Source organism: Thiobacillus thiophilus (assembly GCF_055378705.1).
Map to the genome: position 1 here is coordinate 1,044,019 of NZ_AP042404.1, position 14,615 is coordinate 1,058,633.

General features: G+C 64.3%; 16 protein-coding genes. 2 read left to right on the plus strand and 14 right to left on the minus strand.

The features are described from left to right. Positions 1–95: 95 nt before the first annotated feature. Positions 96–1,187, minus strand: coding sequence for a galactose-1-phosphate uridylyltransferase (locus tag ACZ41T_RS05045; protein ID WP_464923385.1), 1,092 nt, complete (start codon positions 1,185–1,187; stop codon positions 96–98). A gap of 172 nt (positions 1,188–1,359) precedes the next feature. Here ACZ41T_RS05045 and ACZ41T_RS05050 point away from each other — a divergent pair, with 172 nt between their 5' ends. Further along, positions 1,360–1,644 (plus strand): hypothetical protein, encoded by a 285-nt coding sequence (locus ACZ41T_RS05050; RefSeq protein ID WP_464923386.1) that lies wholly within the window; start codon positions 1,360–1,362, stop codon positions 1,642–1,644. Between the two features lie 2 nt (positions 1,645–1,646). Beyond that, the gene (locus ACZ41T_RS05055; RefSeq protein ID WP_464923387.1) at positions 1,647–1,898 is read left to right on the plus strand and encodes a hypothetical protein; all 252 of its coding nucleotides are present in this window, start codon (positions 1,647–1,649) and stop codon (positions 1,896–1,898) included. 116 nt (positions 1,899–2,014) lie between these two features. On the opposite strand, the gene der is transcribed toward ACZ41T_RS05055, so the two are convergent. The 13 genes from der to ACZ41T_RS05120 form a co-directional block, all read right to left on the minus strand. Further along, a complete protein-coding gene (gene der, locus ACZ41T_RS05060) occupies positions 2,015–3,421 on the minus strand; it encodes a ribosome biogenesis GTPase Der (RefSeq protein ID WP_464923388.1) in 1,407 nt (468 codons plus the stop codon). A gap of 126 nt (positions 3,422–3,547) precedes the next feature. Next, entirely contained in the window at positions 3,548–4,687 is a 1,140-nt protein-coding gene (gene bamB, locus ACZ41T_RS05065; RefSeq protein WP_464923389.1) for an outer membrane protein assembly factor BamB, read from the minus strand. Continuing rightward, the gene (locus ACZ41T_RS05070) at positions 4,684–5,325 is read right to left on the minus strand and encodes a tetratricopeptide repeat protein (RefSeq protein ID WP_464923390.1); all 642 of its coding nucleotides are present in this window, start codon (positions 5,323–5,325) and stop codon (positions 4,684–4,686) included. Before ACZ41T_RS05070 ends, bamB begins: the two co-directional genes overlap by 4 nt. Before the next feature lie 5 nt (positions 5,326–5,330). Continuing rightward, on the minus strand, positions 5,331–6,605 hold the full coding sequence (gene hisS, locus ACZ41T_RS05075; RefSeq protein ID WP_464923391.1) for a histidine--tRNA ligase: 1,275 nt from the start codon (positions 6,603–6,605) through the stop codon (positions 5,331–5,333). A gap of 98 nt (positions 6,606–6,703) precedes the next feature. Further along, complete coding sequence (gene ispG / locus ACZ41T_RS05080; RefSeq protein WP_464923392.1) at positions 6,704–7,930, minus strand: flavodoxin-dependent (E)-4-hydroxy-3-methylbut-2-enyl-diphosphate synthase; 1,227 nt, start codon at positions 7,928–7,930, stop codon at positions 6,704–6,706. Then, entirely contained in the window at positions 7,927–8,754 is an 828-nt protein-coding gene (locus tag ACZ41T_RS05085; protein ID WP_464923393.1) for a helix-turn-helix domain-containing protein, read from the minus strand. The genes ispG and ACZ41T_RS05085 overlap by 4 nt, the downstream gene beginning before the upstream one ends. Beyond that, complete coding sequence (pilW, locus tag ACZ41T_RS05090; RefSeq protein WP_464923394.1) at positions 8,751–9,524, minus strand: type IV pilus biogenesis/stability protein PilW; 774 nt, start codon at positions 9,522–9,524, stop codon at positions 8,751–8,753. Before pilW ends, ACZ41T_RS05085 begins: the two co-directional genes overlap by 4 nt. Further along, entirely contained in the window at positions 9,521–10,669 is a 1,149-nt protein-coding gene (rlmN, locus tag ACZ41T_RS05095; protein WP_464923395.1) for a dual-specificity RNA methyltransferase RlmN, read from the minus strand. The genes pilW and rlmN overlap by 4 nt, the downstream gene beginning before the upstream one ends. A gap of 10 nt (positions 10,670–10,679) precedes the next feature. Beyond that, entirely contained in the window at positions 10,680–11,108 is a 429-nt protein-coding gene (ndk, locus tag ACZ41T_RS05100; RefSeq protein WP_464923396.1) for a nucleoside-diphosphate kinase, read from the minus strand. Between the two features lie 58 nt (positions 11,109–11,166). Beyond that, positions 11,167–12,507, minus strand: coding sequence for a tRNA lysidine(34) synthetase TilS (gene tilS / locus ACZ41T_RS05105; protein WP_464923397.1), 1,341 nt, complete (start codon positions 12,505–12,507; stop codon positions 11,167–11,169). A gap of 16 nt (positions 12,508–12,523) precedes the next feature. Continuing rightward, entirely contained in the window at positions 12,524–13,492 is a 969-nt protein-coding gene (locus tag ACZ41T_RS05110; protein WP_464923398.1) for an acetyl-CoA carboxylase carboxyltransferase subunit alpha, read from the minus strand. 88 nt (positions 13,493–13,580) lie between these two features. After that, positions 13,581–14,063: an FKBP-type peptidyl-prolyl cis-trans isomerase gene (locus tag ACZ41T_RS05115; protein WP_464923399.1), complete on the minus strand. Its 483-nt coding sequence runs from the start codon at positions 14,061–14,063 to the stop codon at positions 13,581–13,583. Further along, positions 14,060–14,524, minus strand: a complete 465-nt coding sequence (locus tag ACZ41T_RS05120) for a peroxiredoxin (protein WP_464923400.1) — start codon at positions 14,522–14,524, stop codon at positions 14,060–14,062. The genes ACZ41T_RS05115 and ACZ41T_RS05120 overlap by 4 nt, the downstream gene beginning before the upstream one ends. Positions 14,525–14,615 lie beyond the last annotated feature (91 nt).

Below are 14,615 nucleotides of genomic sequence, written 5' to 3' on the forward strand. Positions count from 1 at the left end.
AGCGAGCGGCGCGCGCGGACCGGACAGCTTGGCAGACGGCATGATCATCGCATGAACTCGTTTAACTGGCCGTCATTGTGGTGCCAAGACGCGTTTTACAACTCCACCGCGCGCAGGCGTTCGGCCGCCTGTTCCGGATTGACGGTGTTGACGAACAAACCCGAGCCCAGTTCGAAACCGGTCGGAATCGAGGTGCGCGGACAGATTTCGAGATGCCAGTGGTAGCTCGGCGCGTGGGCGGCACGCTGGGCATCGTGCGGCACCGAGTGCAGGAAGAAGTTGTACTGCGCACCGCCGATTACCGCATCCAGCCGCGCCATGGTGCGCTTCATCACCCGCGCCAGGTCGGCCATGTCCTCGGCGCGCACGTCGAGAAAGTCGGCCTGGTGCGTCAGCGGCAGGATGTGCACTTCCCACTCGTAGCGGCTGGCAAAGGGCTTGATGGCGATGAATTTTTCGCCGCGCTCGACCACGTACTGGCCGACGTTGATCTTGCGTCGCACCGCCCCCGAGTTGCGGTCGTAGATCGTCGCCTCGAAGGTCAGCGCCTCGTCGATCAGTGCGCAGAAAATACAGTGGTGATGCTTGGCGTAATGCGCCGCGCTGTTCTTCACCTCGGCGTCGACGTTTTCCGGCACCACCGGCATCGCGATCGCCTGACTGTGGGTGTGCGGAATCGACGCCCCGGCTGCCGGGCCGAAGTTCTTGAATACCAGCACGTATTTCAGCCGGCCGTCCGACTCGAACAACTGCCGCATGCGCATCTGGTAGACCCCGAACAGCGCGGTCAGATGGCTTTCCGCCATATCCTGCACGGCGATGCCGTGTTCATGATGATCGATGATGACCTCGTGCCGGCCGTAGCCGTCGATGGTCTGCTGCAGGCCAAAATTGAAGCCGGCCTGCTCGCGGTCGTCGCCCAGCACCGGGTAGAGGTTTTCCACCATGCGAATCTGCCAGTCGCCTTGCTCCGGCCAGCTCAGGATCAGCGGCGGCGTCTTGTCCTCGTTGCCGCGGCAGAACGGGCAGGTTTCCACGTGCTTGCGGGTGTCGCGCGGCGCCAATTCCTCGGCTTTTTTCGGGCGCATGCTGCGCGCAGTGGCGACCAGCACCGACTCGCTCGGCACGACGGGATTGATGCGGATTTCGCGGACTTCGTTCGTATCGGCGGGGGTTGGTTCTGACATGCGGCTTCTCCTGTGGCTGCCAAGCTTAAATCAGCCTGACCACGCTGTCGGTTCACTTATTCTTATGCCCCCAGTCAGGTTTTTTATCCCTGTTACCGCCAAGGCCTTGCGTTGACGAAGGTCCGGCCGGCGCAGACAATGACGGTCTTTTCCGACCCTCCGGAGCATCCCCATGGACGCCGATAAAACCCTGCATGACGAACAACGCATCATGCGCATGATGCGCAAGACCCTCACCTCCATCGTACGCGACACTGCACCGCGAGACGGCAACCCCAGTCCCCTGACCGAAGTCACCGTGCTCGGCATCAAGGATTGCCTGGTGGTGATTTCCAACCGCGAAGCCGAACTCGCCCAGCTCACCGGCCGCACCCTGGAAGAGCGCCCGCACTTCACCGACGAAACGCCTACTTCCCACACCGTCAAGATTAGCGACATCCCGAAAAAAACTCACTGAGCATGCCGCAAGCCACCAGCCTGTTCAGCGATATCGAGTCGAATGTCGTCGGCACCTCGGCGGTGGTGATTTATTCGCCTTCCGGCAAGAAACACCAGCGCTTCCCGGAAGGCATGGTCGAAATTTACGCCAGCGAAACCGAAGCGCTGGCGCACGCCGACCCGGACAAGAGCCGCTACGCGGCCCTCGCCAGCGGCCCCTCGCGTTCGTCGGAAGGCTTCAGGCTGTTTTATCTGGTGCGCTGGCTGGACTGAGCGTGGTTGTTGCCGATTTATCGGCATTAGTGCATGGCTGTTGCTGCTTTAGCAGCTTACAGACATGGCCTCCCCCTCGCGGGGACAACCACGGCCTGCCCCTTGCGGGTGGATATTCAGCTGCCGTAGACCTTACGCCGTACCCGCTTCTTGCGTCGCATCCGCATCTCTTCGCTTTCGCTCAGCGGACCGCGTGTCTTGCCTGCAAACGGATTGCTGGCGCCGTCTTCCTTGATCTGGATTCGTAACGGCGTGCCCTGCAGCTTGAACGCCTTGCGAAAACTGCTTTCCAGATAGCGCTTGTAATCGTCGCGCAGGCCTTCCAGCGCATTGCCGTGCAGAACGATGACCGGCGGATTCTTGCCGCCCTGGTGGGCGTAGCGCGGCTTGGGGCGGAACAGTCCGTTCTTGGGCGGCGCGTGCTGTTCCACCGCCATCTCCAGCACCCGTGTAAGCTTCGGCGTCGACAGCTTGATGAAGGCGGCGGCGTGCGCAGCCTCGATGTCCTTCAGCAGGTTTTCCAGGCCCTTGCCCTTCAGCGCCGAGATGTAGTTGAAGCGGGCAAAGTCGAGAAACGCCAGCTTGCGCCCGATGTCGCGCTTGATGTCCTCACGCTGCTCGGCAGAAAGCCCGTCCCACTTGTTGACCGCGACCACCAGCGCGCGCCCGGTTTCCAGCACGAAACCCGCCAGGTGCGCATCCTGCTCGGAAATGTTCTCATGCGCGTCGAGCACCAGCACCACCACATTGGCGTCCTCGATCGCCTGCAGGGTCTTGATGACGGAGAATTTTTCCACCGTCTCGAACACCTTGCCGCGACGGCGCAGACCGGCGGTGTCGATCAGGATGTAGGGCTTGCCGTCGCGCTCGAACTCGACGTAAATCGAATCGCGCGTGGTGCCCGGCTGGTCGAACGCGATCACGCGTTCCTCGCCCACCAGGGTGTTGACCAGCGTCGACTTGCCGACGTTGGGACGCCCCACCAGCGCGATCTTGGGGATGCCGAAATCGTCGGTTTTTTCTTCCTCTTCGGAAAACGGCCCCAGCGCCTCGGCCACCAGGTCGGAAACGCCGTCGCCATGCGCGCTGGAAATTGCCAGCGGCTGACCCAGCGCCAGTTCGTGAAATTCGGCGGTAACCACGGCGGCGTTCATGCCTTCCGCCTTGTTGACCGCGAGCAGCACCGGGCAGCGCGCGCGGCGCAGGCGGTCGGCGATCAGCTTGTCCTGCGGCGTCAGGCCTGCCCGCGCATCGACCAGGAAAATGATGGCGTCGGCCTCGTCGATGGCCTGCAGCGTCTGCCGCGCCATTTCGGCGAGGATACCGTCGGTGACGACCGGCTCCAGACCGCCCGTATCGACCACCAGATAGGGCTTTTCACCGAGGCGCCCGCGCCCGTAATGGCGATCGCGCGTCATCCCCGGCAGGTCGTGCACCAGCGCGTCGCGCGTGCCGGTGAGACGGTTAAAGAGGGTGGACTTGCCGACGTTGGGCCGGCCGACCAGAACCAGGGTAGGAAGCATTAGCGAAAATTCGAATCCATAACATTCACCAGACATTCACCAGGCGGCCGCAGCGGGCGGAGGAAAACCCCACACCCTTTCACCGGGGTCCGCCTGGCAGATCGTTCATTTAAACAGCCCAAGCACTCACTTGAGCCTGAAAGCGACCACACTGCCCCTGGCCGTCTGCACCGCGAAACCCGGCCCGATGTCGACCGGCGCCGGACGCACGCTGCTGTCGACCTTGGCGCGCGCAACAAAGCTGCCGTCGTCGGCCGATAGCACATGCACGACCCCTTCACCATCGGCCACCACCACCCAGTCGCCAAGCGCCAGCGGTGCGGTCACCTGGCGACGCGCCAGCTTGTCCTGCCGCCAGCCGACCGCGCCGCTGGTTTTGTCGAAAGCAGTGACGGCGTCCTTGTCGTCGGTGACGTAGACGTTGCGCTCGTCCATCGCCAGCCCGCTGTTGCTGGACGTGTCGCGCGCCCACAGCAGCGAACCGTTGCGGCGGTCGAAGCAGGCTACGCGTCCCTGGTAGGCGACGGCGCACACCTGGCGCTCGTCCACTACCGGATTGCCCATCACATCGGCTACACGTTCAAGTTCGGTCGCCCCGCGCGGCAATGCCACCGTGGCCTCCCACAGCTGCGCGCCGTTGGCGGCATTGAGCGCAACCAGCTTGCCGCCGGGGAAGCCGGTGTACAGCACCTCGTCGCGCACCACCATGCCGCCCGACTCGCGCAGGCTCAGTGCCGGCAGGCTGCGGCTGTACAGCCACTTGCGGCTGCCATCGGCCACGGCGAGGCCATGCACGCGGCCATCGCCGGTACGGGCGATCACCATGTCGGCGACGGCCAGCAACCGTCCGGTCACCTCGCTCGACAGTGCCACTTTCCAGCGCACCGCGCCACTGGCGCGATCCAGCGCCAGCAAATCGCCATTGCCGCTTCCCGCCAGCACCAGGCCCTGGCCCGCACCGGCCCCGGCAGACAGCTTCACGCCGGCATCGGTGTTCCACACCGTCTGACCGTTTGCCACGGCAATGCGCACCACCCGGCTGCCGCCCACGGCGAAGACGTCGTCGCCCTCGGCCAGTGGGTGAAACAAATGGCCGGCGGTATCGCCGGTTTCAACTTTCCAGGCCTGGTCAAGGCTGGCAGTCGACTTGAACTCGACCAGTTCGGCCGGCTTCGCCTTGGCCGGACCGGAACCGAACCAGCCGCCGACCGTGCCGCACCCCGACAAAGCCAGCGCCAGACCGGCGACCATCAGACGCATCTTCATTTGGCCTCCCCTCCCAGCGCATCGAGCTTCAGTTCGACGATGTTGCGATAGGCGTTGTCTTCCGCCATCCTGCCGAAGGCGGCCTGGTAGGCGGCACGCGCCTCGGCCGGCTTGCCCTGCGCCAGCAGCACGTCGCCCTTCAGGTCGTGGAAGCGGAAGGAAAATGCATCGCTGTGCGTGGCGGACAGGGTTTTCAGCGCGGCATCGTATTGCTTCTGGTCGAGCTGTACTCCGGCCAGCCGCAGGCGTGCCAGATCCTTGACCGCAGGTTCCTTGCTGTTGGCCACCGCCCATTCCAGCTGGGCCTGCGCGCTTTTCAGGTCCTTGGCACCGACGTTCAACTTGGCCAGCAACAGCGCCGCACGCGGCGCGTAGGCGGTGTCCTTGTACTGGTCGATCAGCATCGCGCCCGCGTCGCGCGCCGTCTTGGCATCGTTGGCCGCCAGCGACCGTGTGAGCTGTTCGTACACGGTTGCAGCTTCCAGGCTTTGCGTCACCACGTGGTTCTGCCAGTAGCGCCAGCCCGCCGCCGCCGCGACCACCACGGCGAGTCCGACCATCACCAGGTTGCCCCAGCGTTTCCACCAGGCCTTCAGTTCGTCCAGCCGTTCCTGTTCGTCGAGATCGTAGGTTGCCATTGCGTTTATGCCTTTTCAGTTAATGCCTGTTTCAGATATTCGATTGCCAGCGTCACCTCGACGCGGGTCTGCCCGGCGGTACCGCGCAGGGGTTTCAGCGTCACCTGCCGGGCGTTGACTTCGTCGTCGCCGATAATCACCGCATAGCGCGCGCGACTCGCATCGGCCTTTTTCATTTGCGACTTGAAGCCGCCGCCGCCGCCGTGCAGCATAGCGGCGAGTCCGGCGCCGCGCAGCGCCGCCGCCACCTGCCAGGCGTATGCCTGAGCCGCGTCGCCGGCGTGAACGATATACGCATCCGGCACCGCTGTCGCCAGCGGCGTGCCGGCGACCTCCATCAGCGACAGCAGCCGCTCGATGCCCATGGCGAAACCGGCGGCCGGCGCCGGCTTGCCGCCCAGTTGCTCGATCAAGCCGTCGTAACGCCCGCCGGCGCATACCGTGCCCTGCGCACCGAGCTGGTCGGTCACCCACTCGAACACGGTGCGATTGTAGTAATCGAGTCCGCGCACCAGGCGCGGGTTGATTTCGAACGCGATGCCGTTGGCGCGCAGCAAGGCCTGCAGCGTATCGAAATGCGCCAGCGCCGTCTCGTCGAGCTCGTCCATCAGTCTGGGCGCCGCATCGTTCAATGCCTGTATCGCCGGGTTCTTGCTGTCGAGAATACGCAGCGGGTTGCTGTGCAGCCGCCGCTTCGAGTCCTCGTCGAGCGCGTCCTGATGCGCCTCGAAATAGGCGATCAGCTTGGCACGGTGGCGATGCCGCGACTCGATGTCGCCCAGCGTGTTGAGCTGCAGCGTCGGCGCAATGCCGAGTTCGCGCCAGAGGTCAGCACACATGACGATCAGCTCGGCATCGACATCCGGCCCGGCAAAACCGAGCGCCTCGACGCCGACCTGATGGAACTGCCGGTAGCGGCCCTTCTGCGGCCGTTCGTGGCGGAACATCGGCCCCGTGTACCACAGGCGCTTGCCGCCGTCGTACAGCAGATTGTGCTGGATCACCGCGCGCACCGAGGACGCCGTGCCTTCCGGGCGCAGCGCCAGCGATTCGCCGTTCAGCTCGTCGACGAAGGTGTACATCTCCTTTTCGACGATGTCGGTCACCTCGCCGATGGCGCGCTTGAACAGGCCGGTGTGTTCGAGGATGGGCGTGCGCATCTCGCGGTAGCCGTAGCGCCGCAGCCAGTCGCGCACGATCGCCTCGAACGCCTGCCAGGTGTCGGTGGCATCGGGCAGGAGGTCGTTCATGCCGCGCACGGATTGAATGTTGTTGCTCATCTAAAAAATCTCACCACAGAGACACAGAGGCACGGGGAAAACTGTGCGTGATATCCAACCGTTTTCCTCTGTGTCTCTGTGCCTCTGTGGTTAATGGTTTACTTGCCAGCGCCATAACGCCTGCACACGTAGTCTTCGACGATCGCCTGGAAATCCGCGGCGATGCGGTCGCCTTTCAGCGTCACGGTTTTTTCGCCGTCGACGTACACCGGCGCGACCGGTACTTCGCCGGTGCCGGGCAGCGAGATGCCGATGTTGGCGTGCTTGGATTCGCCGGGGCCGTTGACCACGCAGCCCATCACCGCCACCTGCATGGATTCGACGCCGGGATACTGGCTGCGCCACAGCGGCATCTGCCTGCGCAGATAACTTTCGATGTCCTGCGCCAACTCCTGGAACACGGTCGAGGTGGTACGGCCGCAACCGGGACAGGCGGTGACCTGCGGGGTGAAGGCGCGCAGACCCAGCGCCTGCAGGATTTCCTGGCCGACGCGGACTTCCTGAGTGCGGTCACCGCCCGGTTCCGGGGTCAGGGAGATTCGTATGGTGTCGCCGATGCCTTCCTGCAGCAGCACTGCCAGCGCGGCGGTCGAGGCGACGATGCCCTTCGTGCCCATGCCGGCCTCGGTCAGCCCCAGGTGCAGCGGATAGTCGCACTGCAACGCAAGATCGCGGTACACCGAAATCAGGTCCTGCACCCGGCTCATCTTGCAGGAAAGAACGATCTTGTCACCGCCCAGGCCCAGTTCCTCAGCCTTTTTCGCCGACTCCAGCGCGGAGGCCACCATCGCGCGGCGCATCACCCGCTCGGCGTCTTCCGGCTGCGCAAGACGCGCGTTGTCGTCCATCATGCGCGCCGCCAGCGCCTGGTCGAGGCTGCCCCAGTTGACGCCGATGCGCACCGGTTTGTCGTGCCGGCACGCCACCTCGATCAGGGTGGCGAACTGCTCGTCGCGCTTGTTGCCGCGCCCGATATTGCCGGGATTGATGCGCAGCTTGGCGAGCGCCTCGGCGCATTCCGGAACCTCGGTCAGGAGCTTGTGGCCGTTAAAGTGGAAGTCGCCGATCAGCGGTACGCGGCAGCCCAGCACATCGAGGCGCTCGCGGATACGCGGCACCGCGGCGGCGGCTTCCAGGGTGTTGACGGTGAGCCGCACCAGCTCCGAGCCGGCCTCGGCAAGCGCCTGCACCTGGCGCACGGTGGCCTGGATGTCGACGGTATCGGTATTGGTCATCGACTGCACCACCACGGGCGCATCGCCACCAACCAGCACATGGCCGACCCGAACCTGACGGCTTGGACGACGGATAATTTCGGACATCATTCTTCCAGAGTAAAGCGGGCGACCGTCACTTCAATAAAGGGCTCCAGGTCGATGGGGCGGCCGTTGTATGTCAGTCTTACTTGCGCTGCATTGCCGATCACCACATCGAACGGCGGCTGACCCGGGATATCGGCGCTCGTGCCGGCCGGGTTGAGCTGGCGATGCAGCATGCGGCCGCTGGCATCCTTGACTTCGACCCAGGACTCGTCACCGAATTCGAGGTGCAGCATACTGTTAATCGCCGAGGCTTCGGGCACCCCGGCTTCATCCTGCCGAGAGGCATCGGGGGTCGCCACGGCGGGCGCAGCCGGCGCAACGGGGGCAACTTCAACGGTAGGGGGGGCGGCTTCCGCCGGTTCCGTAACGGGCGCAGGAGCCGCGGCCGGTGCGGAACGGGTTTGCGCAGCGGACGGCGCCTGCTTGCCCGTGCCATCCTCTCCCGCGCTGTTGAGCCACCAATATAGCGCCACGGGCACCGCCACCAGCACCAGCAAACCCAGCAGCAGCAGGATCAGCCAGGGCGAGCTCAACCAGGAATGCGGCGGGGGCGGCGCGGCATGGCTGATCTCAGCCGGCTCGGCCGGCGCACCTGCCATGCGCACCAGCAGCGCTTCGGGCGCAAGCCCCAGCAGACGCGCGTAGTTGCGCACAAACCCGCGGGCGAACACGGGCGGATCGAGGCTCTCGAAATCATCCGTCTCCATGGCCTCGACCTGGCGCCGCATCAGGCGCAGGCGCACAGCGGCATCTTCCAGCGTGATGCCCTGCACTTCGCGCGCGTCACGCAAAATCTGCCCGACCGAGGGTTGCCCGCTCTCGCTCATTCGTATTGCCCCGTCAGCAGCAGCCGCGCCTCATCCGAATCGGGGAAGCGCTTGCGCAGTTGCAGGCCGTAAGCCGCCTCCTGCGCGCGGTCGCCCAGTTTGCGTTCCAGCCGCACCCCCAGCCACAGGCTTTCCGCGGTTGGCGGTGCCAGTTCGGCATGGCGTCCAAGCAGGCGCTGCGTCTCCATCAACCGGCCCTGGCGGAAATTCAGCCCGGCCAGCTTCAGCACGGTGTTGGGGTTGTCGGGTTGCAGCTTGAGCGACTTCAGCAGATTGGCTTCGGCCAGCGCGAGGTCGCCTTTCTTTTCCGCGCACAGGCCGGCGTTCGCCATGGCCTGCTCGGGGTGGGGGTAAAGCGGATTGTGCAGGGCGATGCTGAACTGTTCGAGCCCTTCGTCATAACGGCCGCGGGTGCAGAGAAACCAGCCGAAATTGTTGCGCGCTTCCGAGTCGCCACGATCCAGCTCGATGCCGCGGCGGAAATTTTCCTCGGCCAGCTTGTCTTCGGCCAGCTCCATGTAGATCAGGCCGTAGACGTTATAGGCCGGGCCGAAGCGGTTGTCGGCGGTAATCGCCTTGCGCAGCTCGTCGAGCGCGACCTTGTACTGGGCGCGGGAAAAATAGGCGCCGGCCAGGTCGGTGAAGGCACGCGCGCGCTGACGGCTTTCGCTGTCGACCTGCGTGCCGGCGACACCGCTGCCGCTGTCCGTCGGCTGCTGCGCGCAGCCCGCCAGCAGCGCTGCTGCCAGTATGCCCATCCATTTTTTCACACCGTCTCCTTGTGCATTCGTTTCATCACGCGCCCGCTCTTGTCGGCCACCTTGCCTGCCAGCTGACCGCATGCGGCGTCGATGTCGTCGCCGCGCGTCTTGCGCGTGGTGACCACCAGTCCGGCGTCCTGCAGGATCTCGCGGAATACGCGCATCGTCTCGCTGCGAGGTTTTTCATAACCGGAATCCGGGAACGGATTGAACGGAATGAGATTGAATTTGCACGGCACCTCGCGCACCAGTTCGATCAGCTGGCGCGCGTGCTCGGGCGCATCGTTCACCCCGGCTAGCATCACATATTCAAAGGTAATGAAATCACGCGGCGCGTGCACCAGATAACGCCGGCACGCCGCCATCAGCTCACGCAACGGGTACTTCCTGTTGATCGGAACAATCTGGTCGCGCAGCGCATCGTTGGGCGCGTGCAGGCTCACCGCCAGCGCCACCGGGCAGCGTTCGGCCAGCCGGTCCATCGCCGGCACCAACCCCGAGGTCGACACCGTCACCCGCCGCCGCGACAGGCCATAGGCGTGGTCGTCGAGCATGATGCCGAGCGCGGTCACCACGTTCTCGAAGTTCGCCAGCGGCTCGCCCATGCCCATCATCACCACATTGGTCACCGGCCGGTCGGAAATTTCGGCTGCGCCGTGATTAGGGACGCTGTGATTGGGCACGCTGTGATTGGGCTCGGTGCGGTTGGGCTCGGTCTTCAGGCCGTGATGCGCCACCCACAGCTGGCCAATGATTTCGGCCACCGTCAGATTGCGGTTGAAGCCCTGCCGTCCAGTCGAGCAAAAGGTGCATTCCAGCGCGCAGCCGACCTGCGACGATACGCACAGGGTGCCGCGATCCTCTTCCGGGATGAATACGGTCTCGATGCCGTTTGCCACCCCCACATCGAACAGCCACTTGCGCGTGCCGTCGGCCGATGTGTGTGCGTAGCCGATCGCAGGCGGCGCCACCACTGCCTGCTGCTGCAGCTTCTCGCGCAAGCTTTTGGCGATGTCGGTCATCTGCGCAAAATCCGCCACCCCGGCCTGATGCACCCAGTGGAACACCTGCCTGGCGCGAAACGGCTTTTCGCCGAGTTCGCCGAACCAGGCGATCAGTCCGTCGAGGTCGAAATCAAGCAGGTTTTGCGGCATGCGTATGCGTTTAACGGCCTGCGTAGACTTCGCAGGCGGGGAAGAAATAGGCGATTTCGATCGCAGCGGTTTCCGGCGCGTCGGAGCCATGCACTGCGTTGGCATCGATGCTCTCGGCGAAATCGGCGCGAATGGTGCCGGCCTCGGCCTTCTTCGGGTCGGTCGCACCCATCAGTTCGCGGTTCCTGGCGATCGCGTCTTCGCCTTCCAGCACCTGCAGAACGACCGGGCCGGAGATCATGAACTCGACCAGATCCTTGAAGAAGGGACGCTCGCGGTGCACCCCGTAGAAGCCTTCGGCTTCCTGACGCGACAGGTGCTTCATTCTGGACGCCACCACCTTGAGACCATTGCTCTCGAAGCGGCTGACGATCTTGCCGACCACGTTTTTAGCGACGGCATCGGGTTTGATGATGGAAAAGGTGCGCTGAACTGCCATGTGTATGCTCCGGAAAAGTGAGAAAAAAAATGTTTAAAAGACCATGAAAATCAGCCTGCTAGCATAACATGCCCCACCCTGGGCTGTCTTGCCCGCCTGCCGGCCAGTTCGCGACGCGCGGCAGCACCCCGGCTTCACCGGGTGCGGCAAGCAGATCGGCTTCGAGGCCGATCCCCGCCGCCCACGCCAGCCGCCCGTCGCACCACAACAGCGGCAAACGATCGCGCTGCCAGGGTGGGATCGCCTGTTCCTGCAGCAGATTCTTCAGGCTTCGATGGGGGCCGCCGGGATGCAGGCGCAGGCGTTCGCCGCCCTGCCGCACCCCCAGCGTCACCTCGCCTGCTGCCAGCACGTCGCGCTTCAGGCCGGCTCCGGTCACCGCGTCCATCTGCACGCGCACCCCGGCGGCGGCCACCCAGAGCGACGCCTCGCCCCGCCAGTGAATCGGCGCGGCCGGGGCGGGCGCCGGCGGAACCAGATATGCGCCGCCACGAAAGCGCCACAACTCCACCCTCCCCAGCCCGACGCACACCCGCGCATCGCGACCCGCGTCCCGCAGCTGATGCAGCGCCTCGTCGAGCCGCCGGGCATTGGGCATGGGCTGGCCACGCTGTTCAATGAAATAGCGCAGCAAATTGCGCGCGCGCGCGCGGGACAAACCGGCCAGCAGCACGCAATCGAGCCGTTCGCCGGCAATGGCTGTCTCCGCATCGAGCCGCGCCAGATCGTCCAGCAAGTCGGCAGCATCGGCCTGCAGTGCGGCCGCGCGCGCGAGGGTAGCGCCGCTGCCGGGAAAATGCGCAGCCAGGAGCGGCATCACCTGCCGGCGCAGCGCATTGCGGCGGTAGCGGGTGTCCCGATTGCTTTCGTCGTCGACCCAGGTCAGGCCATGCGACTGCGCATAATCCAGCAGCCTGGCACGCGTCACGCCCAGCAGCGGCCTGAGTTGCGCTGCGCGCCAGCCGGGCCGGGATTGCAGTTCGGCCATCGCCGCCAGGCCTTTCGGTCCAGCGCCGCGCAGCAACTGCAATAAAAGGGTTTCGGCCTGATCGTCCTGCTGGTGCGCAGTGAGCAGAAAGTCCGCGTCCAGCGCGGCAAAGATGCGCTGGCGCTCGCGCCGCGCAGCGGCTTCGATACCCGCCGCATCGTCGCGCGCGATCACTACATGATGGATGCTTGATTCAACCGTATGCGATGCGCAAAGCCGCGCGCAGAAATCGGCCCAGGCGCCGGCATGGGGCGACAGCCCGTGGTGCACATGCACGACCCGCAGTTCAAAGGGATGTCGATCGCGCAGCGAGAGCAGGACATGCAGCAGGGCCACCGAATCGAGCCCGCCCGAGAGCCCCAGCACCAGCCGTGCGTGCGGGGGGACGTGGCGGACGAGTGCGTCCGCCACGACTGCGACGACCGGTCTATTTGGCAGGGGTTTCCTTGAAGCGGCCATACGCCCGCAGGCGCTGGTAACGCGCGGCCAGCAGGGCATCGAGCGACGGCTTGCGCAACTCGGCCAGGGTGTCGGTGAGCGCGCGGCGCATCGACTGGAACATGGCGTCCCAGTCGCGTTGCGCGCCGCCCAGCGGTTCCTCGACGATGCGGTCGACCAGCCCGTTGGCCTTCAGGCGGTCGGCGGTGATGCCCAGGGTTTCGGCGGCAACCGAAGCCTTGTCGGCGCTCTTCCACAGAATCGAGGCGCAGCCTTCGGGCGAAATCACGGAATACGTCGAATATTGCAGGATCATCGTGCGGTCGCCAACGCCAATGGCTAGCGCGCCGCCCGATCCGCCCTCGCCGACGATGGAGCAGATGATCGGCGTCTGCAGTTCGGCCATCACATAGAGGTTGCGCGCAATCGCCTCGGACTGTCCGCGCTCCTCGGCGCCGATGCCGGGATAGGCGCCGGGGGTGTCGATAAATGTGAAAATCGGCAGCCGGAATTTTTCCGCCAGGCGCATCAGCCGCAAGGCCTTGCGATAGCCTTCCGGACGCGGCATGCCGAAATTGCGGTAGATCTTTTCCTTGGTGTCGCGGCCTTTCTGGTGGCCGATCACCATCACCGGCTCGCCGTTGAAGCGCGCCATGCCGCCGACAATTGCGGCATCGTCGGCATAGGCACGGTCGCCGTGCAGTTCGGCGAAATCGGTGAACAGCCCCTGCACGTAATCGAGCGTATAGGGCCGTTGCGGATGGCGCGCCACCTGCGATACCTGCCAGGCATTGAGCTTGGTGTAGATGTCCTTGGTCAACGCCTGGCTTTTTTTCTGCAGACGGCGGATTTCCTCTGAAATATCGAGGGCGGAATCGTCCTGCACGAAGCGCAGCTCTTCGATCTTGGCTTCGAGCTCGGCGATCGGCTGCTCAAAGTCGAGGAAGGTGGTTTTCATCGGTGGTCTTCATCAAGCTGTCACGAAAACAGGTTAGCCTGGGATTTTAACAGCCCGGCGCCATTTACCGTCGGATCGGCGCCGCAGATCAATGATGGTTATGGCCGTGGGCACCGTGCGCATGGCGATGCTGGATCTCGTCCGCCACCGCCGCACGCACGTCGGACACCACGCACTGGAAATGCACCGCCTGTCCGGCGTAGGGGTGATTGCCGTCGACCACCACCTTGTCTTCCGCAATGTCGGTCACGGTGTAGAGCATTTCCTGACTGCCGTCGACCGGCGAGCCGACGAACTGCATGCCGACCTCGATGTCATCGGGAAAGCCCTCGCGCGGCTCCAGCCGCACCAGTTCCTCTTCGTACTCGCCGAAGGCATCGGCGGGCTGCAGTTTGAGGTCGGCCGTGTCGCCCGCGGTCTTGCCTTCCAGCGCCTCTTCCACCAACGGAAAGATATTGTCGTAACCGCCGTGCAGATAGCTGACCGGCTCGTCGCTTTCCTCCAGCAGCTTGCCTTCCAGGTCACGGACGATGTAGGTAAGGGTGACGACGGTGTCTTTGCTGATAATCAATTGAGGTCCTTTACAAGTTGAAGCACTTCCGCCGCGTGACCGCGGCTGGGAACGCCGTACAGAGCGTGACGAATGACGCCCTGTTTGTCGATAACGAAAGTGGCGCGCACTGCGGTGCGGCGCATGACGCCATCCACTTCCTTGTCCTGCAGCACGCCATAGGCCTCGCAGGTCGCGTGTTCCTTGTCGGCCAGCAAGCGCACGCCGATGCCGTGTTTGTCGCGAAATTCACCATGTTTGATGCAGTCGTCGCGCGACACCCCGAGCACACTGGCGCCCAGTTTGGCGAAGTTGTTTTCCAGTTCTGAAAACTCGATCGCCTCGGCGGTGCAGCCCGGCGTGTCATCGCGCACGTAAAAAAACAGCACCAGGTTTTTCCCCCGGAACTGGGACGACTCGATGATATCCATGTCCGCATCGGGATTGGAAAAACCCGGCGCACGATCTCCTGCTTTCAACATGCGAAACGCTACCCTCTATTTTTCGGCAGCATTTTAACAGGGTGCATTAACAGGGCGCACCCGCTCGTCTCGTATCGTTATAATTATTTCC